An 18,752-nucleotide genomic window follows, 5' to 3' on the forward strand; every position below is an offset into this window, starting at 1 on the left:
AGCTGCTTATATTGCGGCGCAAAAAGGACATAATTCCCGGTGTGCGATCACTAAGTGGTTATAATGGCTTAAAATTTTGTAATGAATATTCCGTAATATTCAAATTATACTAATATAGATCCAGTGTAGTCCGATGCCGTCCGACGGCGGCGGCGAGGGCGGTTCGACAGATGACGATGCCGACCCGTATGCCGTCCATCGCGCGGAAAAACACGGAAAAACGAGAGAAGGCAGGTCGTCATGACTGAGTTGGATGCCAGCGAATTTCGCTCTCTGATCGTAAGCCTATTTCCTGAACTCACGGCCTCCGTCTTCAAGCTGGCGGCGAAGGGCTGGGATTCGCTTGCCGTCGACGTCGATGACACATTAATCTTCAAGTTTCCCCGTAATCTCGGCGCGGAAAGAGCGCTTCAGAAGGAAGCCGCCTTGCTCGATATTGTTCGGCCGTCGCTGTCGATGGCGGTTCCCGACATGCGCATTCACGACGGGCCGCCGATCTTCTCCAGCCATGCCAAACTCGACGGCGAACATCTCATTGCCGAAGATTACGATGCCCTTGGCGAAAGCGATCGGCAGCGCCTCGCGGAAGATCTCGCGCGTTTTTACGCCGAGCTGCATGTGCTCGATGCCGATCGCATACGGTCGGCGGGTGCCGGGGCTATCCAACCATGGCAATTTCCCGAGACGGTGCGAACGAAGGCTTTGCCGCTGCTGCCGCCTGACATCAGTAGTTTTGCGCAGGCCATTATTTCGGATTTCGAAGCCTTGCCGCCCGATCCCTACGGCAACATCTACGGCTTCTTCGACGGTCACGGCTGGAACATGGCCTTCGACCATGCGCAAAGGCGGCTGAACGGCATCTACGATTTCGCCGATTCCGGCTTTGGCCCGCTGCACCAGGAATTCATCTACTCGAACTTCATTTCGCCCGATCTGACCGCGCGCATCATATCGGCCTATGAAACGCTGACCGGACGCCGGCTCGACCGGCGCCGCATTACGATCCTGACCGGTTTCCATCGTCTGTCCGAACTCGCCGAACTTGCGGACGATCCGGCCAACGTCGAACAGATGATCCAAAGTGTGGCGACATGGGCGGCGGCGGCCCGCGTCGGCTGAGAGAGAATGTCAGACGGATCGCGCCGCGCCGCCATCGCAGCGGATGAGCGAGCCGGTGATGTAGCTTGCCGGCTGGCTGCACAGGAAGGCAGCCGTTGCGGCGAATTCCTCGACCCTGCCGTAGCGGCCGACCGGAATGCGCGCTTCCTTGTCGGTGCGGATTTCCTCGAGGCTCTTGCCGGTTCGCTTTGCCGCAGCTCCGTCGAGATCGTCGAGCCGCGCCGTCAGGATGCTGCCCGGCAACAGCAGGTTGGTGGTGACGCCGAAGCCCGCCACTTCGGAGGCAAGCGTCTTGCTCCAGCCGGCAAGGGCCGGGCGCAGCGTATTCGACAGCGCCAGATTGGCGATCGGTTCGATCACGCCGGATGAGGCAACCGTCAGGATGCGCCCCCAGCCCTGCGCCTTCATGCCGGGCAGCAGCGCATTGGTGAGCGTGATCACGCGGGCGACCATGGAGAGGAAATAGCTTTCGAGCTTTTCGCCCGTCATCTCCTCCGTCGTACCGGGCGTCGGCCCGCCGGTATTGTTGACGAGGATATCGAGACCGCCGAACTTCTCCTTCACCGCCGTCGTCGTCATCTCGACGAAGCGTTCGTCCCCGAGATCGGCCCAGATCCAGTCGGCCCGGCCTTGGCCTTCGCCATTGATCGCCTTGCAATTGGCCTCCAGCTGTTCGCCGCTGCGCCCGCAGAGCAGCACGTTTGCGCCCTCACGCGCCAGCGCCACGGCGATGCCGAGGCCAAGGCCGCGCGAGGAGGCGAGGACGAGTGCCCGTTTGCCCCTGATGCCGAGATCCATGATTGTCCTCCGATAGCTTTGAGCGATGTATAAGGCGCAAGCGGCGGAAAAGGAAAGGGCATGTAACCGGTTCGGCAGCGTTTGATAATTGACGTTGACGTAAGCGTTATGTAATTCTTTCCCACCAGGCCTCATCATTGTGCGAATTGGAAGATTGGCTGTCGTATCCCGGCTCGACAATGCTTTCTCGTTTTGACAAGAAAGTGCCATGACGGGATGACGGCCGCGTGCCGCCAAGCGGAGACGAGCGAATGACCGAGACGACTGAGCTGCCCGAACGCGAGAGCATGGAATTCGACGTTGTGATCGTCGGCGCCGGTCCGGCTGGTCTTGCGGCGGCGATCCGGTTGAAGCAGGTCAATCCGGAACTCTCCGTCGTCGTGCTGGAGAAGGGCGCGGAAGTTGGCGCGCATATCCTCTCTGGTGCCGTGGTTGACCCGATCGGCATCGACCGGCTGTTGCCCGGCTGGCGCGACGGGGCCGACCACCCGTTTAAGACCAAGGTCACGGCCGATCACTTCCTGCTGCTCGGTCCCGCCGGCTCTGTTCGCCTGCCGAATGTGCTGATGCCGCCATTGATGAACAATCACGGCAACTACATCGTCTCGCTCGGAAATGTCTGTCGCTGGCTGGCGACCAAGGCCGAAGAACTCGGCGTCGAGATCTATCCCGGCTTTGCCGCCACCGAAGTGCTCTACAATGACCAGGGTGCGGTCATCGGGGTCGCCACCGGCGATATGGGCATCGAGAAGAATGGCGAGCCCGGCCCGAACTATACCCGCGGCATGGAACTGCTCGGCAAATATGTGCTGATCGGCGAGGGCGTGCGCGGCTCGCTCGCCAAGCAGCTGATTGCCAAGTTCGATCTTTCGAAAGACCGCGAACCGCAGAAATTCGGCATCGGCCTCAAGGAACTCTGGCAGGTAAAGCCGGAAAACCACAGGCCGGGCCTGGTGCAGCACTCCTTCGGCTGGCCGCTCGGCATGAAGACCGGCGGCGGCTCCTTCCTCTATCACCTGGAAGACAATCTGGTCGCCGTCGGCTTCGTCGTTCACCTCAATTACAAGAACCCCTATCTCTATCCCTTCGAGGAATTCCAGCGCTTCAAGACGCACCCGGCGATCCGCACCACCTTCGAGGGCGGCAAGCGGCTGTCCTATGGGGCGCGTGCCATCACCGAGGGCGGCTACCAGTCGGTGCCGAAACTCTCCTTCCCCGGCGGGGCGCTAATCGGCTGTTCGGCCGGTCTCGTCAACGTGCCGCGCATCAAGGGCAGCCACAATGCGGTGCTGTCGGGCATGCTGGCCGCCGAGAAGATCGTCGCCGCGATCGCGACCGGCCGCAGCCATGACGAGGTGGCCGAGATCGAGAATGAATGGCGCAAGGGCGACATCGGCAAGGATTTGAAGCGGGTGCGCAACGTCAAGCCGCTATGGTCGAAGTTCGGCACCGCACTCGGCGTGGCGCTCGGCGGCTTCGACATGTGGACCAACCAGCTGTTCGGCTTCTCCGTCTTCGGCACGCTGAAGCATGGCAAGACCGATGCTGAGAGCCTGGAGCCGGCGTCGCAGCACAAGCCGATCGCCTATCCCAAACCCGATGGCGTCTTGACCTTCGATCGCCTCTCCTCGGTGTTCCTGTCGAACACGAATCACGAGGAAGACCAGCCGGTGCATCTGCAGGTCAAGGACATGGCGCTGCAGAAGCGTTCGGAACACGACATCTATGCCGGTCCGTCGACACGTTACTGTCCGGCCGGCGTCTATGAATGGGTGGAAAGGGACGGCGAAGAGGTCTTCGTCATCAACGCCCAGAACTGCGTGCACTGCAAGACCTGCGACATCAAGGACCCCAACCAGAACATCAACTGGGTGCCGCCGCAGGGCGGCGAGGGGCCGGTCTATCCGAATATGTGATGCGGATTATCCCCACCGCGACAATTCTTGCGTGCTGACGCCTTCGTGATCGCCTTCTGCCGGAGGCTGTTAGCCGTTCGTTAACCATAATTTCCTTAGCTTGCGACATCAAGTTGACGCACTAAGGACACATTCATGACGATCTCCCGCCGGGGCTTTCTGATCGCTCTGCCGCTTTTCGTGGCCGGCTGCTCTTCGACCGGTCTGAACAGCCAGACGAATTATGCCGCACTTCCGGACGAAAAATTCCCGTTGAAGCAGGTGCCGATCGACAAGATCAAGCCGGAACTCCGCCGCCAGGAAGTGGCGTACGAAACCACGCATGCTGCCGGCACCGTGATCGTCGATACACCGGCGCGCCGCGCCTATTACGTTCTCGGCGGCGGCAGGGCGATGCGTTATGGCGTCGGCGTCGGCCGCGAGGGGCTGGCCTTTGCCGGTAACGCCTATATCGGCCGCAAGGCCGAGTGGCCAAGCTGGACGCCCACCGAAAACATGCAGCGCCGCGAAGAGCGCTATCGCAAGCTCGCCGGCGGCATGCCGGGCGGCCCGAACAACCCGCTCGGTGCGCGGGCGATGTATCTCTATCGCGGTGGCAACGACACGCATTTTCGCATTCATGGCACCAACCAGCCGCAATCGATTGGTCTTGCCATGTCGAGCGGCTGTGTCCGCATGATGAACCACGACGTGATCGACCTCTATAGCCGAGTCGAAGTCGGCGCCAGGGTTGTCGTTATCCAGGCTTAGGCAATACGCAGATAGCATTGCCGATGAAAAAAGCCGCCGCAGCGATGGCTGCAGGCGGCTTTTCCATCTGCTGTTGGTGTTGGATTTCAGCGGCGTGGCGTGGCGATACCTGTCGAAAGCGCCACGCCGATGCCGGTGATCACGGCGGCGCTGATTTCCGTCATGCCGATCGCTTCGCCAAGCAGCAAGCCGCCGCCAAGCGTCGCCAGCACCGGCGTCAGCGCCGTAAAGGCGGCAGCCTGTGTTCCGCCGAGTGTTCTGACGGCGGTGCCGTAGGCGACCATAGCGACGAGGCCGGAAAGAACGCCCTGGCTCAGCACCTGCAGGCCGATCTCCGGGAGAGTAGCCTCTGGCAGCGAGATGCCGAAGACGAGGGCAAGCGCGCCCATGATCAGGAAAGACCAGACGGCGATCAGGGCGCTTGCCTGCACGGCCGTCAGACCGGAGCGGCGGAAGGCATGCGTATAGCTTGCCCAGAGAACGGCGCCAGCCGGCAGCAGCACGAAGCTTGTCCATGGCAGCGAGGCGTCTGCAAGGCTGCGCGTGAGCAGGATCAGCACGCCGGCAACGATTGCGATAAGCCCTGCGATGCGGGTGCCGTCAGGTCTTTCGCGAAACAGCACAATGCCGATCAGCGCCGTGGCGAGCGGCATCGAGCCACCAAGCAGAATCCCCGAAGAGGCGGCCGGCGTCGAATGGATTGCCAGCGTCGTCAGCAGGAAGAAGACGGCGCCGGAACCGGACGCCATGATCGCCAGCAGGTGAAGCGGCAGGGCCTTCGGCAGCAGCCCCGTCTTCAGCCAGACAGGCGAAAGCACCAGCGCCGGAACTCCGAAGCGGATCAGCCCAATATCGATCGAGTCGAGCGGCGTTGCGGCGCTGTGGCGGGTGACGAGAAACCATGTTGCCCAGATCAGCACGGTAATGGTGCCGCCAGCATAACCCAGTAGCTGCGACGGCGACTTGTCGTTTGTAAATGCAATGGTGGTCATCGTCTCAATCCTTTCTTCCGTCCGGAGTTTGTCCGGTTGAAGAAAAGATTAGCGCCAGAGGCCGAGGCATGTCCTTGCTATCTATGGCTCTTAAATGATGCTATGCGCAATCTTCTGCCAATTAGTGCCAACTGGGATCGCAGAAATGCCAAATCTCGATAAATTCGATATCGCCATCCTGAAGTGCCTGCAGGAGGATGCGCGCGCCACCAATGTCGAAATCGCCGAGAAGGTGAACCTTTCGCCGTCGCCCTGCCTGCGCCGCATCCGCAATCTCGAACGGTCCGGCATCATTCGCGGCTACAGGGCGGATATCGACCGCAAGGAGGTTGGTCTCGGCCTCACCGTCTTCGTCGAATTCAAGGTAGTCCATCACAGCCGCGAGAATTCCGAGGCGCAGCAGAAGGCGCTGCTCGCCATCCCCGAGATCGTCTCCTGCTTCCTGATTTCGGGTACGGCCGATTTCCTCGCCGAGGTGGTGGTGGAAGATCTTGCCGCCTACGAACAGCTTCTGACCGAAACGCTGTTGACCTTGCCGAATGTCAGCGACATCCGCTCGAACTTCGCCATCCGCAGCATCAAGACGCACGGGCCGTTGAAGCTGCCCGAGGGAAAATAATTCCCCTCGGGCTTGTTTGCGGGTTAGAGCAGCGTCCCGCTGAGGATGAGCAGCGCCACCGAGAAGTAGATGACGAGCCCGGTGACGTCGACCAGCGTGGCGACGAAAGGAGCTGACGCGCTGGCCGGATCGAGCCTGAGCTTCTGCAGCACGAAGGGCAGCATCGAGCCGCAGATCGAGCCGAAGGTGACGATCCCGATCAGGGCGGCAAACACCGTGACGGCGACCATCTGCCAGTGCGGGCCGTAATCGTAGAGCCCGGCCGACTGCCAGAAGACGATGCGGATGAAGCCGACCAGGCCGAGGATCGCGCCGAGCACGATGCCCGTTGGCAGTTCGCGCAAAAGCACCTTCCACCAGTCCGAGAGCTTCAGCTCGCCGAGCGCCAGCGCCCGGATGATCAGCGACGTCGCCTGCGAACCCGAGTTGCCGCCCGAGCTCATGATCAGCGGGATGAACAGCGTCAGCACCACGGCCTTTTCCAGCTCGCCTTCGAAATGCTGCATGGCGCTTGCCGTCAGCATCTCGCCGAGGAAGAGCGCAGCGAGCCAGCCGGCGCGCTTGCGGATCATGCCGGCAAAGCTGATCTTCATGTAGGGCTGGCCGAGCGCCTCCATGCCGCCGAACCTCTGGGCCGCTTCCGTCGTGTCTGAGATCATCGTGTCGATCACGTCGTCGACGGTGACGATGCCGAGCATCTGCCCATGTTCGTCGGTGACGGGCAGGGCGAGCAGGTCGTGCTTGCGGATCAGCCGCGCGACATCCTCCTGCTTCATCAGCGGACCGGCCGAAACCGGCACGCCCTTCTGTGCCACCGAGAGGATCGAAGCCTCCGGCTCGCCGGTGATGAGGCGACGCAGCGTCACCACATGCAGCAGCGTATGGCTGACCTCGTCGAGCACATAGATGGCGTAGACGGTCTCGCGCGAGCGTTCGACCTGGCGCACATGGTCGAGTGTGCGGGCGACGGTCCAGCTGTCAAGCACGCTGACGAACTCCGTCGTCATGATGCCGCCGGCCGTGCGCGGCGGATATCCCATCAGGTGCTGGATCGCGATGCGCACCGGTTCGTCGAGGCTGGAGAACAGCCGGGCGCGGGTCTCGCCGTCGAGTTCGAGCAGCACGTCGGCGACGCGGTCGTTCGACATGCCGTGCAGCAGCCGTGCGGCATCCTCGGCACTGATCAGCGCAAGGATCTGTGCGGAGTTGCGAAGCTCCGGCCGGTCGAGAATGTTGACCGCATAGTCCAGCGGCATGCCGCATAGAACACGTCCGGCGTCCTGGACGCTCAGCGCGTTCAATGATTCGACGCGTTCGGCGATTGTTGCGCCGCGGCTGTTGTTGATGAAGGCACGGGCGGCATGGCCTGCCCGAAGAGGGAAGCGATTGATATTCATTTGAGGCTCGCCTTTCCGTCGATCCGCCGTAGCGTCCGATCGGGCGAGCCGACAGGAGTCGGTCAGCGCACGAGGGCAGCGTACGGCAAAGGCAATCGACTGCTACTGTCGCTTGGCATCGTTATGATGGCTCCGTTGAAATCCGTGGCTGACGAGTGTCATCCACATGGATGCTAGGTGGTCCCGGACGCGAAAAAAGTCAAGCGGGGTAAATGCTTAACGCCAGAATGCCGCACCCCCGCGATGCGGCATTCCAGGCAGGTATGGCCGGCGGTATGGCATGTAGACCTCGGGGCTTCCAAAAACACCGGCGCTGCCGGCCGCGATCTCAGAATCCTGCAAGCACCGCCTTGCCCTTCATTCTGCCGCTTTCGACCATGGCATGAACCGTCTTGAGGTTTGCCGCATTGATCGGGCCGACGATCTCCGAAAGCGTGGTGCGGATCTTTCCGGCGTCGACGAGCTCGGAAATCCTGTTCAGCAGCTTGTGCTGCTCGATCATGTCAGGCGTGCCGTAGAGCGGGCGGGTGAACATCAGCTCCCAATGAACAGAGACGGCCTTGCGCTTGAAGGGCATGATGTCGAGCGTCTTCGGATCGTCGATCAAAACGAAGCGGCCCTGCGGCGCAATCGCTTCGACGATGTCGCCGATATGGCTGTCGGTATTGGTGGTCGAGAATATGAATCCCGGCGCGCCGATGCCGAGCGCTGCCACCTGCGGCGCGATCGGCCTGGAATGGTCGACGACATGATGCGCGCCGAGTTCCTTCACCCAGTCCTGCGTTTCCGGCCGCGAGGCCGTGGCGATCACCGTCAGATCGGTCAATACCCGGGCGATCTGAATGGCGATCGAGCCGACGCCGCCGGCGCCGCCGATGACCAGGATGGAGCGTCCCGCCCCCGAAACCGCGTCCTGCACCTTCAGCCGGTCGAACAGCGCTTCGTAGGCAGTGATCGAGGTCAGCGGCAGGGCCGCCGCGGCAGCGAAATCGAGGCTCCTCGGTTTGGTGCCGACGATGCGTTCGTCGACGAGGTGGAATTCGGCATTGCTGCCCGGGCGGCTGATGACTCCGGAGTAAAACACCTCGTCGCCGGGCCTGAACAGGGTGACATCAGCGCCGACGGCCTTGACGATGCCGGCGGCATCCCAGCCGAGCACCTTGAGTTCGTCTGCGGGCGGTGCGGAATGGGCGCGCACCTTCACGTCGACGGGATTGACCGAAACGGCTTTGATTTCGACGAGCAGATCGTGGCCCCCAGCCTCCGGCATCGGCAGTTCGACATCGATCAGCGAGGTTTCGGCGGAGATCGGTTGGGGCGTTTTATAGGCGACGGCGCGCATGGGAAACTCCTGTGTTCGTTGCACGGAAGCTAGATGCGCACTATGGTCTGACAACGCAAGAATGCACAAATTCTGTACGTAGTACCCAAAAGGATACTGTAAATGTCATTGCCGCGCGCCAAGCTCGTCCAGAATTTCCCCGGCTGCCCGGTCGAAGCGACGCTGACTTACCTTGACGGGAAATGGAAGGGCGTGATCCTCTTTCATCTGATGGAGGGAACCCTGCGCTTCAACGAATTGCGGCGTAAGCTGCCGGCCGTGACCCAGCGCATGCTGACCAAGCAGCTGCGTGAACTGGAAGAGTCCGGCCTGGTATCACGCACCGTCTATCCGGTCGTGCCGCCGAGGGTCGAATATGCGATGACGCCCCTCGGCATGACGCTGAAGCCTGTCATCCAGGCGTTGGCCGCCTGGGGTGACGATTATGTCTTCTGCAGCCCGGAAGGCCGCGAACTGCGCCTGGCCTCAGATGGCCTGCGCGCTCCGGTCGCGGCGCTCGAGGCGTAGCGAGGCTGCAAAGACGAACAGGCCGAGGAAGGATAGTGCTGCGCCGACATAACCGGTCGCTGCAAAACCGTAACCCCCGGCGATGACGAGGCCGCCGAGCCAGGCGCCGATCGCATTGGCGATGTTGAAGGCGGAATGGTTGGACGCGGCCGCAAGCGTCTGCGCGTCGGCGGCGACATCCATCAGCCGCGTCTGCAGCGCCGGGCCGGCGGCAAAGCCGCAGCCCACGAGGAAGACGGAAAGCCCGAGCAAATAGGGATTGGCGGCGGTCAGCGAGAAGGTGGTCAGCACGACGATATTATAGACGAGCGACCCGCCGATCGTGCCGAGCAGCGATTTGTCGGCGAGCCACGAGCCGATGAAATTGCCCGCGTTCATGCCGACACCGAAGAGGACCAGCATGATCGGAACGGCCGTTTCCGGCAGCATCGCCACCTCAGTCGTCGTGGAGGCGATATAGCTGAACATCGCGAACATGCCGCCGTAACCGACGGCGGCGATGCCGAGCGTCAGCCACACCTGCGGCCGGCGGAAGGCGCCGAGTTCGCGCAGGAAACCCGCTTCCGCAGAAACCCTGTCCTTCGGAACGTAGAACCAGATCAGCACCACGGTCAGCAGGCCGAGCACGCCGACCGAGAAAAACGCCACCTGCCAGTCGAGCGACTGGCCGAAGAAGGTCGTCAACGGCGTGCCGAGAAGTGTCGCAACGGTCAGGCCGAGCATGACGCGGCCAACGGCGCGGGCGCGGCGATGCGCCGGCACCATCGAGGCGGCGACAAGGGCCGCGACGCCGAAATAGGCGCCATGCGGCAGGCCGCTGACGAAGCGCAGCAGCGTGAAACTTTCGAAGGTCGGCGCCATGGCGCTCGATATATTGCCGGCGGCAAAGATCAGCATCAGGGTCAAAAGCAGCGTGCGGCGCGCCATCTTTGCGGCGAGCACGGCAATGACCGGTGCGCCTACGACGACGCCGAGCGCATAGGCGCTGATGACGTAACCGGCCTGCGGCGTCGTGACCGAGAAGGTCTCGGCGACATTGGGCAGCAATCCCATGATTGCGAATTCGCCGGTGCCGATGCCGAAGCCGCCGCAGGCGAGCGCCAACTGGACCAGCGCCACGGTCATTGCCGACGGCAGCTCTTCATCCTGGCTATCAACTGAAATATTGGCGGCAATCTCACTCACGAGAGCTCCTCGAGGCGGTTTCTGCTTGGCAATGGCCCTGGCGCGCAGGCGCGGCCGCAAGCCGATCGGTGGAAATGGCGGGAGGTGGAGACGATGTCTCCGATAGAGCATCTATCCGTGAGGTCCGGGCTGCCGTCGAGTGCATTTTTTGCAGTGCAGCGTCCTGCTATGTGCATACGTCTATTGCAATTTTTGCATTTCTGCCCTTTGTCAGGAAAGAAGGTTGCGCTTGAAATCGGCGATACCGCAACCATCTCAGGGGCAAGGCAGGAGCATTTCCGCGCCAGGGACGGGAGCTCTTATGAAGCTTGTAGGCTTTTTCAATCGCGACGGCGGGACCTTCAAGACCACCGACATGCCGGCCTATGAAAAAAGGGCGGAAGCGGCTTTCCGCGAAGCGGGGCACGATTTCGACGCCATCGTCTTCTCAGGAAAGGAAATCGTTCCTGCCATGGAGCGGGCCGCCAAGCGCGACGATATCGACGGCATCGTCGCCGGCGGCGGCGACGGCACGATTTCGGCGGCGGCATCGATCGCCTGGAAGAACGGAATTGCGCTCGGCGTCGTGCCCGCCGGCACGATGAACCTCTTTGCCCGCTCGCTACGTGTGCCGCTCGATATCTGGCAGGCGCTCGATGTGCTTGCCTCCGGCGAGGTCGACAATGTCGATATCGCCAGCGCCAACGGCCGGCCCTTCATCCACCAGTTTTCCGCCGGCCTGCACGCCCGCATGGTGCGCTACCGCAACGCCTACAGCTATCGTTCCCGGCTGGGTAAGATACGGGCGAGCACGAAGGCGGCTTTGGGCGTCATCTTCAACCCGCCGGAATTCGAGGTCGAGTTCGAGGCGATCGGCATGCGCGAGCGCCGCAGGGTGTCGGCGATCTCAGTCTCCAACAATCCCTTCGGTGAGAACGCGCTGCTCTACGCCGATAATTTGAGAAGCGGCGAACTCGGCTTCTACACGGCAAATCCGCTGAAACCCCTCGGTGTCGCCCGTCTCGCCATCGACATGCTGCGCGGCAAGGTCCGCGAGAATGCCGATGTCATGGTGATGCACCCGGCCGAAGTGCACCTGCATTTCCCGAAACTGCGCTCCAAGGCCAATTGCGTCATGGACGGCGAGCTGCTGCCGCTCGAACGCGACGTCTCGATCCGGCTGCATCCAGGCGAATTGAAGGTTCTCGTCAAGCAGGGTCTCGCCGCTCAGGTGAATGCGGACGAACGCCGCGAGCCCGCTGCGTAAGTCGGCCGGCTGCGTAAGTCGGCCGCCGCGTAATTCAGAGCCGCGGCAGATAAGTGCGGTAGTCGAAATCCGAGACGGTGCGCAGATGCGCAAGCGCTTCCTTGCGCTTGGTGTCGCCATAGAGCGTCTGATAACGCGCGCCGAAGATATCGGTGATGAAGGGCGAGGTGCGGAAGGTCTCGACGGCGCTGAGGAAATCATGCGTCAGTCGCGCCGTATTCGCAGGTATGTACGAGGGCGTCGTCTCTTCGCCGGGGTCGAGTTCGCCGTCGAGACCGGCGAGCATGCCGCCGAGGATCGCTGCCAGCAGCAGATAGGGATTGGCGTCGGCGCCGGCGACTCGGTGTTCGATGCGTGCGGCCGGGCCATCCTTGTCGGGGATGCGGATCGCCGTGCCGCGATGGCCGCTGCCCCAGGTCAGATCCACAGGCGCAAACGAGCCCGGCTGGAAGCGGCGGTAGGAATTGGCGAAGGGAGCGAAGATCAGCTGCGCCGCGCGCATGGTATCGAGCAGGCCTGATATCACCGATTTGAGCAGCTTCGGTTCGCCGCCCTTGGCATCGAGGATGTTGCGGCCTTGCCCGTCGATGATGCTCGCATGCACATGCAGACCGGAGCCGGCATGTTCGGAATAGGGCTTGGCCATGCAGGTCGATTTCAGCCCGTGACGGCGCGCCGCCTGTTCGGCGATGCGCTTCAGATAGAGGCAATCGTCGGCGGCAGCCAGCGCGTCCGCGCGGTGCAGCAGGTTGACCTCGAACTGGCCCGGACCGAATTCTGCCGTCGTCGCATCCGCCGGCAGGTCCTGCGCCTTCGCATAGGCCCTCAGCGTCTGCAAATAGCCATCGAGCGCGTCGACGGCGCTCATGTCGTAGAGCTGGAAACCGTTCGGTTCGCCGCGATAGGTGAGGCTTTCCGGCGGGGAAGGGCGCCCGGTCTCGCGCCAGTCTCCCGACATCACGTAGAATTCCAGCTCGGTGGCGACGACGGGCGTCAGCCCGCGCGCCGCATAGCGCTCCAGCACCGAAGCGAGGATGGCGCGCGGATCCATGAAGCTCGGGCTGCCGTTGAATTCGTGCATGGTGGCGAGCACCTGCATCGAGCCCTCGGGCGCCCAGGGCATCGGCGCCAGGCTGCGCCGGTCGGGGATGACCTTGCCGTCGGGATCGCCGATCGTTAGCGACAGGCCGGTGATATCGTCATTGTCGTCGCCCCAGATGTCGAGCGATTGCGTCGAGGTCGGAAGGCGGATGTCACCGGCCCAGACCTTGTCTTCGGCGCCGGGCGGAAGCTGCTTGCCACGCAGGTCGCCGTTCATGCCGACGATCAGGATTTCGAAACGCGGGTCGCCGCACTCGGCCTTACCGTCCACCCTGTCGCTCGCCATGACCTTGAAAATCCTCCGGGACAAGGCCAAGCTCCTATCCCATCGACATCAGCCTTTCAATCCGCGAGGGTCTTTACCAATCATGCCCGATACTTACCCGCCCTCGAATCTTGCCGCGATCGACGCCGCGCACCACCTGCACCCCTTCGCCGACATGAAGAAGCTGAATGCCGAGGGCGCGCGCATCATCCAGCGCGGCGAGGGCGTCTACATCTTCGACAATCACGGCAGGAAATATCTCGATGGCTTCGCCGGCCTCTGGTGCGTCAATATTGGCTATGGCCGCCGGGAGATCGCCGATGCCGCTACCAGGCAGATGAATGAACTGCCCTATTACAACACCTTCTTCGGCACGACCTCGACGCCGGCGACGCTGTTGGCGCAGAAGGTCACATCCCATGCCGGCGAGCGTTTCAACCATATCTTCTTTACCGGCTCCGGCTCGGAGGCGAACGACACCTGGTTCCGCATGGCCCGGGTCTACTGGAGCGCCGTCGGCAACCCGTCCAAGAAGGTCGTCATATCGAGGAGGAACGGCTATCACGGTTCGACCGTCGCCGGCGCCAGCCTCGGCGGCATGAAATACATGCATGAGCAGGGCGACCTGCCGATTCCGGGCATCGTCCATATCGGCCAGCCCTATTGGTACTGCGAGGGCGGCGATCTCACGCCTGATGAATTCGGTCTCAAGGTTGCCCGCGAACTCGAAGCGAAGATCGACGAACTCGGCGAGGAGAATGTCGCCGCCTTCGTCGCCGAGCCGGTGCAGGGCGCAGCCGGCGTCATCATCCCGCCCGAGACCTACTGGCCGGAGATCGGCCGCATCTGCAAGGCGCGCAATATCCTGCTGGTGACCGACGAGGTAATCTGCGGTTTCGGCCGGCTGGGCGCCTGGTTCGGCCACCAGTATTTCGGCGTCGAACCCGATCTGGCGCCGATCGCCAAGGGACTTTCCTCCGGCTACCTGCCGATCGGCGGCGTGCTCGTCAGCGATCGCATCGCCGATGTGCTGATCAACGATGTCGGCGACTTCAACCACGGCTTCACCTATTCCGGCCACCCGGTCTGCGCTGCCGCCGCCCTCGAAAACCTGCGCATCATCGAAGAGGAAAGACTGGTCGAACGCGTGCGCGATGATATCGGCCCCTATTTCGGCAGGGCCTGGGCAGCGCTGGCAGAGCATGATCTCGCCGGCGAAGCCGTCAGCATCGGCCTGATGGGCGGCCTGCAGCTTACCGCCGAGAAGAGCACGCGCACCCGTTATGCCAAGCCCGATCAAGTCGGTGCGCTGGTGCGCAATCACGCGCTGGCGAACGGTCTGGTGCTGCGCGCCACCGGCGACCGCATGCTCGCCTCGCCGCCTCTCGTAATCAGCCACGCCGAGGTGGACGAGATGGCGAGGATTACAAGGCTGGCGCTGGACTTGGCCTGGAAGGAGCTGAAATCCTGATTGTGCTCAGCCTGGCTGGTTGACCCAGGCATAGCCGAAACGATAGGTGTCGTCGCCGCGCGCATAGAAATAGGGCACGTTGATCACCGACGTCTCGGGTGCGGACACGCCGAGATTGGTCTGCAGCCATTGAGCCATGGCCGGCGGAAGCCCTTCGTTACCCCCTTTTTGCGGGAGGAGCCACACCAGGAGAAGCGGTCGGCGGCCCGTAAGATCCGGGTTGAAGCCGGGATAGTCCACGGAGAGGATCGGCACACCGGGAATATCCTGCCTGAGATTGCCGGCAAGCAGGCTGTCGCCGGCAAGTATCGCGGCCGGTTCGGCCTGTTTGCGCAAGGTTTCCAGCATGCCGGCATAAGGCCTGTTCAGCCGCTCGTAATGACCGGTAAAGCGCGCCGTCGCAACGCTCCCGTAGAGGACCGCCGGCACGCCGATCATGATGACGGTGAGGATGGGTATAAAACGCCGGAACGCTCTGTCTGTCGTGACGCCTGCGGCCTCGATCTTCAGGCAGAAATAGAGCGGCAGGATGAAGAGCATCGGCACGAGCCAGCGATCCTTGATGCCGGCAGCACCGCCGAAGACGATCAGAAGCAGAATACCGGCCAAGAAGACGAGCATCATCCGCTCGAGAAGCCGCGTCCATTCCGAGCCGGAGCCGAGCGCCGGGCGAAGGCTCTTGCCGAAGACGATCGCGAACACAGCAACGGTCAATGCGGCAAAGCTGATGGTGGCGACAGCGAGCGAGCTGACGCCCATGGCGACCTGGGTGAGATAGCTCGCATCGCCGCTCGCGGTCATCTTCTCCAGCGTGCGTGCGGTGGCGAAATCGAGATTGTCCTTCAGCCAGAAGAGATGCGGCAGGGTGATGACGAGCGCCACCGCCGCCGTCAGCACCAGCCGCCAATCGAAGATCCGCGGCCGCAGGCGCGCATCCGAAAGCGCGGCAATCAGGGCTGCCGCCGGCAGGATCGCGAAATTATATTTGGCAAGCAGGCCGAAACCGATGCCGATGCCTGATATCAGGTAGGAGGCAAGGCTCGGCTGCTTCAGGCTGCGGATGAAGCCGTAGAAGAAGATGCTGGCCGAGAAGAACACCGCGACCGTGTGCGTCAGGTCGCGCTGCATTTCGAAAGCCATTTGCGGGATCGTCAGCAGCCCGAGCGTGGCGATCGCCACCAGCGCCTTGTCGCGCAGCACGAGTCGCGCCGTCAGGCCGTAGAGCACATAGGAGCTGAACAGCAGTAGGTTCTTCACCACCGAAAGGGCGGTCAGCGAGACGCCGGCAAACTGGAAGACGGTGTATTGCAGCCAGTTGTAGAACGGCGGCTGCGGGCCGTAGCCGGCGGCAAGCCATTGCGAGCGGAAAGCCTGTTCGGCCTCGTCGAGATCGAGTGAATGCGAGGTTGCGAGCCGCACGCCGACCTGGAGCACGAAATAGGCTGCCAGCAGAACGAAGATCCAACTGATGTCGCGACGGCTGCTCTCGGTCATTCTATCTGGTCTCCGGCCGAACCCAGGCGTAGCCGAGCGCGAAATTGTCGCCCTGGCGGCCGAAATAATAAGGAAGCGACAGCGAGCCGATCTCTTGCAGCGCGATACCCGCCGCCGTCAGCGCCGAGGAAAAACGCTCCGCCATGACCGCATCGGCAGCCGTCGCGGTCTTCTTGCCGCGCCAGACGATCAGCACCGGCCCCTTGGCCTCGGCATAGGCCGGAATGCCCGGTGTCGGAAAATCCGGGATCACCACCGGCACATCGGGAAACTGCAGCCGCATGTTTCCGCCGATATAGGTGTCGGAAGCGATCACCAGCGCCGGTTCCGCCTGTCGCGTCATCTCGCGCGAAAAACCCGCCATCGGCACATTCGGCCGGCTGTAAGTGCCGATCAGCCCGGCGCCGACGACACGAAAGCCGAGGGCGATCAGCACGCAGGCCATCAGCACCGGCAGCACCGGCCGGAAGCGGCGCAGCCCGGCGGAAAGGTCGAGCCCGGCGGCCTGCATTTTCGCCAGGAAATAGATCGGCAGCACCAGCAGGAAGGGGTCGAGCCAGCGCTCGCGCACCGTGGTGGAGCCGGTCAACAGCACGATCAAAGCGATGCCGGCGAGGCTTGCGAGCATCATCCGCTCCATCATCCCAGTCCAGCGGTTGCCCGCCGAAAGTGCCCGGACGAAATTCCGGCGGAAGGTGGCAGCGAAGATCACCACCGGCAGCGCCGCAAAGGCGATGATGGCGACGAAAAAGGCGAGAAGGCCTTTGCCGATCCGCACGGCGCCGGCGGGTTCGCTGCCGGCGGCCATCTTGACCAGAGTGTCGGAGGAGGCGAATGCGAGATTACCTTGCAGCCAGATCGCGTGCGGCAGGACGATGAGGAGCGCAACAGTGATCGCCGCCAGCATGCGCCAGTCGAGCGCCCTGCGCCGCCATTCGGCATCGGGTAGGATGGCGATCAAGGCGACGACAGGCATCAGCGCGAAATTATATTTCGAGATCAGCCCGATGCCGGTCGCCAGCCCGAGCAGCAGGTAGCTCGCCATATCGGGCTGGTCGAGTGTGCGGAAGAGCCCGTAGAGAAACAGCGAACTGGCAAAGAGCAGCGCCGTCGTGTGGGTCAGATCCTGTTGGGCCATATAGGAGACCTGGGGGAGGGTGATCAGCGCCAGCATGCCGACGGCGGCAAGCGCCTCGTCCTTCAGCGCGCGCCGCCCGGCCAGGCCATAGAAGAGATAGGACAGGAACAGCAGGATGTTCTTCGGAACGATCAGCGCGCCGATCGACATGCCCGTCACCGAAACGACGGCATATTGCATCCAGTTGTAGAAGGGCGGCTGCGGGCCGTAGCCCGCCAGCAGATATTGCGAGAAGAAGGATTGCTCGGCCTCGTCGAGCTCCAGCGAATGCGGGAGCCCGATGCGCAGCACGATGTTGAGCACGAAATAGGCTGCAAGCAGCAGGCCCGCGGTTTTGATCGTCCTCGTCGCGCGCTCCAGCATCGTGCTGCCGGCTTAGGCTTGGCTTTGATCGTCGAAGATCTGCCGCACGATGTAATTCGGAGAGGCATCGTCGCGGTAATAGGTGCGCGCGATCATTTCCGCCAGGATGCCGGTGGTGATCATCTGCACCGACGACAGCAGCAGCACGACGCCTACCATCAGCATCGGTCGCGTGCCGATGTCGTTGCCCAGGATGAACTTGTCGAAGCTGAGATAGAGCAGGATCAGCATGGCGAGCGCGCCGAGGCCCAGACCCAGCGAACCAAAGAAATGCCCCGGCCGCGCCTTGTAGCGCATGAAGAACATCACTGACAGCAGGTCGAGGATGACGCGAAAGGTGCGCGAAATACCGTATTTCGAGACGCCGTGCTCGCGGGCATGGTGGGTAACGGCCATCTCGCCGATGCGCGAGCTCGGCACGACCCCGGCGACCCATGCGGGGATGAAGCGGTGCATCTCGCCCATCAGCTTCACCTGCTTGATGATCGAGGCACGGTAGATCTTCAGGCTGCAGCCGTAATCATGCAGCTTGACGCCGGTGATGCGGCCGATCAGGTAGTTGGCGCACCAGGAGGGGATCTTGCGCAGGAACAGGCCGTCCTTGCGGTTCTTGCGCCAGCCGACCAAGAGGTCGAGTTCACGCCGTTCCAGCTCGGAGACCATCGAAGGAATGTCCTTCGGGTCGTTCTGCAGGTCGCCGTCCATCGTCGCGATCAGGCGGCCACGGGCGGTATCGATGCCGGCCTGCATGGCGGCTGTCTGGCCGAAGTTGCGCTGCAGCTCGACGATCCTGAGCGCCAGCCCCTCGCGTCCGACATACTTGCGGGCGTTGACGAGCGTCGCATCCGTGCTGCCGTCGTCGACGAGGATCAGCTCCCAGCGATGGGGGTAGCTGACCATCGCAGCCGCGACGCGTTCGACGAGCGGGCCGACGCTTTGCTCTTCGTTGAAAATAGGCACGACCAGCGACAGTTCGAGCGATTGTACCGGATCATTCGTACCGCGAATGGGCTCTACGGTTGTCTGCAACTTTCATCTCCAAAAGGCCG

Annotated in this window: 16 protein-coding genes; 7 read left to right on the forward strand and 9 right to left on the reverse strand. The window is 62.5% G+C overall.

Going from position 1 to position 18,752, the window contains the following annotated elements; translation table 11 throughout:
- Positions 1–240: 240 nt before the first annotated feature.
- On the forward strand, positions 241–1,119 hold the full coding sequence (locus tag BS630_RS01990) for a phosphotransferase family protein (protein ID WP_077976078.1): 879 nt from the start codon (positions 241–243) through the stop codon (positions 1,117–1,119).
- 9 nt (positions 1,120–1,128) lie between these two features.
- On the opposite strand, the gene BS630_RS01995 is transcribed toward BS630_RS01990, so the two are convergent.
- Positions 1,129–1,917, reverse strand: a complete 789-nt coding sequence (locus BS630_RS01995; protein WP_077976079.1) for an SDR family oxidoreductase — start codon at positions 1,915–1,917, stop codon at positions 1,129–1,131.
- Between the two features lie 251 nt (positions 1,918–2,168).
- On the opposite strand from BS630_RS01995, the gene BS630_RS02000 reads away from it, so the two are divergent.
- Positions 2,169–3,833: an electron transfer flavoprotein-ubiquinone oxidoreductase gene (locus BS630_RS02000; RefSeq protein WP_077976080.1), complete on the forward strand. Its 1,665-nt coding sequence runs from the start codon at positions 2,169–2,171 to the stop codon at positions 3,831–3,833.
- 135 nt (positions 3,834–3,968) lie between these two features.
- The gene (locus BS630_RS02005) at positions 3,969–4,583 is read left to right on the forward strand and encodes a L,D-transpeptidase (RefSeq protein ID WP_017959713.1); all 615 of its coding nucleotides are present in this window, start codon (positions 3,969–3,971) and stop codon (positions 4,581–4,583) included.
- A gap of 86 nt (positions 4,584–4,669) precedes the next feature.
- On the opposite strand, the gene BS630_RS02010 is transcribed toward BS630_RS02005, so the two are convergent.
- The gene (locus BS630_RS02010; RefSeq protein WP_077976081.1) at positions 4,670–5,575 is read right to left on the reverse strand and encodes a DMT family transporter; all 906 of its coding nucleotides are present in this window, start codon (positions 5,573–5,575) and stop codon (positions 4,670–4,672) included.
- Positions 5,576–5,672: 97 nt separating this feature from the next.
- Between BS630_RS02010 and BS630_RS02015 the strand changes: the two genes are divergently transcribed.
- The gene (locus BS630_RS02015) at positions 5,673–6,194 is read left to right on the forward strand and encodes an Lrp/AsnC family transcriptional regulator (protein WP_170268426.1); all 522 of its coding nucleotides are present in this window, start codon (positions 5,673–5,675) and stop codon (positions 6,192–6,194) included.
- A 23-nt stretch (positions 6,195–6,217) separates the two neighbouring features.
- Here BS630_RS02015 and mgtE read toward each other — a convergent pair whose 3' ends face one another.
- Positions 6,218–7,591, reverse strand: a complete 1,374-nt coding sequence (mgtE, locus tag BS630_RS02020) for a magnesium transporter (protein ID WP_077976083.1) — start codon at positions 7,589–7,591, stop codon at positions 6,218–6,220.
- Between the two features lie 328 nt (positions 7,592–7,919).
- Positions 7,920–8,933, reverse strand: coding sequence for a zinc-binding alcohol dehydrogenase family protein (locus BS630_RS02025; protein ID WP_077976084.1), 1,014 nt, complete (start codon positions 8,931–8,933; stop codon positions 7,920–7,922).
- Between the two features lie 102 nt (positions 8,934–9,035).
- On the opposite strand from BS630_RS02025, the gene BS630_RS02030 reads away from it, so the two are divergent.
- The gene (locus BS630_RS02030; protein ID WP_072638956.1) at positions 9,036–9,440 is read left to right on the forward strand and encodes a winged helix-turn-helix transcriptional regulator; all 405 of its coding nucleotides are present in this window, start codon (positions 9,036–9,038) and stop codon (positions 9,438–9,440) included.
- On the opposite strand, the gene BS630_RS02035 is transcribed toward BS630_RS02030, so the two are convergent.
- Positions 9,399–10,625 (reverse strand): MFS transporter, encoded by a 1,227-nt coding sequence (locus BS630_RS02035; protein ID WP_077976085.1) that lies wholly within the window; start codon positions 10,623–10,625, stop codon positions 9,399–9,401. The genes BS630_RS02030 and BS630_RS02035 overlap by 42 nt on opposite strands.
- Before the next feature lie 301 nt (positions 10,626–10,926).
- Between BS630_RS02035 and BS630_RS02040 the strand changes: the two genes are divergently transcribed.
- Complete coding sequence (locus tag BS630_RS02040) at positions 10,927–11,871, forward strand: diacylglycerol/lipid kinase family protein (protein WP_077976086.1); 945 nt, start codon at positions 10,927–10,929, stop codon at positions 11,869–11,871.
- 34 nt (positions 11,872–11,905) lie between these two features.
- Here the strand turns inward: BS630_RS02040 and BS630_RS02045 are convergent, their stop codons facing one another.
- Positions 11,906–13,258 (reverse strand): glutamine synthetase family protein, encoded by a 1,353-nt coding sequence (locus tag BS630_RS02045; protein WP_077976087.1) that lies wholly within the window; start codon positions 13,256–13,258, stop codon positions 11,906–11,908.
- 82 nt (positions 13,259–13,340) lie between these two features.
- On the opposite strand from BS630_RS02045, the gene BS630_RS02050 reads away from it, so the two are divergent.
- On the forward strand, positions 13,341–14,708 hold the full coding sequence (locus tag BS630_RS02050; RefSeq protein ID WP_077976088.1) for an aspartate aminotransferase family protein: 1,368 nt from the start codon (positions 13,341–13,343) through the stop codon (positions 14,706–14,708).
- 6 nt (positions 14,709–14,714) lie between these two features.
- On the opposite strand, the gene BS630_RS02055 is transcribed toward BS630_RS02050, so the two are convergent.
- Genes BS630_RS02055 through BS630_RS02065 form a run of 3 tightly spaced genes read right to left on the reverse strand, consistent with a single transcriptional unit; the run spans position 14,715 to position 18,732 of the window.
- Complete coding sequence (locus BS630_RS02055; RefSeq protein ID WP_077976089.1) at positions 14,715–16,202, reverse strand: ArnT family glycosyltransferase; 1,488 nt, start codon at positions 16,200–16,202, stop codon at positions 14,715–14,717.
- A gap of 1 nt (position 16,203) precedes the next feature.
- Positions 16,204–17,703, reverse strand: a complete 1,500-nt coding sequence (locus tag BS630_RS02060; protein WP_077976090.1) for an ArnT family glycosyltransferase — start codon at positions 17,701–17,703, stop codon at positions 16,204–16,206.
- Positions 17,704–17,715: 12 nt separating this feature from the next.
- Positions 17,716–18,732: a glycosyltransferase family 2 protein gene (locus BS630_RS02065; RefSeq protein ID WP_077976091.1), complete on the reverse strand. Its 1,017-nt coding sequence runs from the start codon at positions 18,730–18,732 to the stop codon at positions 17,716–17,718.
- Between the last annotated feature and the right edge of the window lie 20 nt (positions 18,733–18,752).

This window comes from Rhizobium laguerreae, from assembly GCF_002008165.1.
Lineage (GTDB): Bacteria > Pseudomonadota > Alphaproteobacteria > Rhizobiales > Rhizobiaceae > Rhizobium > Rhizobium laguerreae.

What these genes read in the sequence shown, in the direction of transcription:
- BS630_RS01990 (WP_077976078.1), top strand. Translation starts at nt 241, where the DNA reads ATGACTGAGTTGGATGCCAGCGAATTTCGCTCTCTGATCGTAAGCCTA.
- BS630_RS01995 (WP_077976079.1), bottom strand. Translation starts at nt 1,917, where the DNA reads ATGGATCTCGGCATCAGGGGCAAACGGGCACTCGTCCTCGCCTCCTCG.
- BS630_RS02000 (WP_077976080.1), top strand. Translation starts at nt 2,169, where the DNA reads ATGACCGAGACGACTGAGCTGCCCGAACGCGAGAGCATGGAATTCGAC.
- BS630_RS02005 (WP_017959713.1), top strand. Translation starts at nt 3,969, where the DNA reads ATGACGATCTCCCGCCGGGGCTTTCTGATCGCTCTGCCGCTTTTCGTG.
- BS630_RS02010 (WP_077976081.1), bottom strand. Translation starts at nt 5,575, where the DNA reads ATGACCACCATTGCATTTACAAACGACAAGTCGCCGTCGCAGCTACTG.
- BS630_RS02015 (WP_170268426.1), top strand. Translation starts at nt 5,673, where the DNA reads ATGCTATGCGCAATCTTCTGCCAATTAGTGCCAACTGGGATCGCAGAA.
- mgtE (WP_077976083.1), bottom strand. Translation starts at nt 7,591, where the DNA reads ATGAATATCAATCGCTTCCCTCTTCGGGCAGGCCATGCCGCCCGTGCC.
- BS630_RS02025 (WP_077976084.1), bottom strand. Translation starts at nt 8,933, where the DNA reads ATGCGCGCCGTCGCCTATAAAACGCCCCAACCGATCTCCGCCGAAACC.
- BS630_RS02030 (WP_072638956.1), top strand. Translation starts at nt 9,036, where the DNA reads ATGTCATTGCCGCGCGCCAAGCTCGTCCAGAATTTCCCCGGCTGCCCG.
- BS630_RS02040 (WP_077976086.1), top strand. Translation starts at nt 10,927, where the DNA reads ATGAAGCTTGTAGGCTTTTTCAATCGCGACGGCGGGACCTTCAAGACC.
- BS630_RS02045 (WP_077976087.1), bottom strand. Translation starts at nt 13,258, where the DNA reads ATGGCGAGCGACAGGGTGGACGGTAAGGCCGAGTGCGGCGACCCGCGT.
- BS630_RS02050 (WP_077976088.1), top strand. Translation starts at nt 13,341, where the DNA reads ATGCCCGATACTTACCCGCCCTCGAATCTTGCCGCGATCGACGCCGCG.
- BS630_RS02055 (WP_077976089.1), bottom strand. Translation starts at nt 16,202, where the DNA reads ATGACCGAGAGCAGCCGTCGCGACATCAGTTGGATCTTCGTTCTGCTG.
- BS630_RS02060 (WP_077976090.1), bottom strand. Translation starts at nt 17,703, where the DNA reads ATGCTGGAGCGCGCGACGAGGACGATCAAAACCGCGGGCCTGCTGCTT.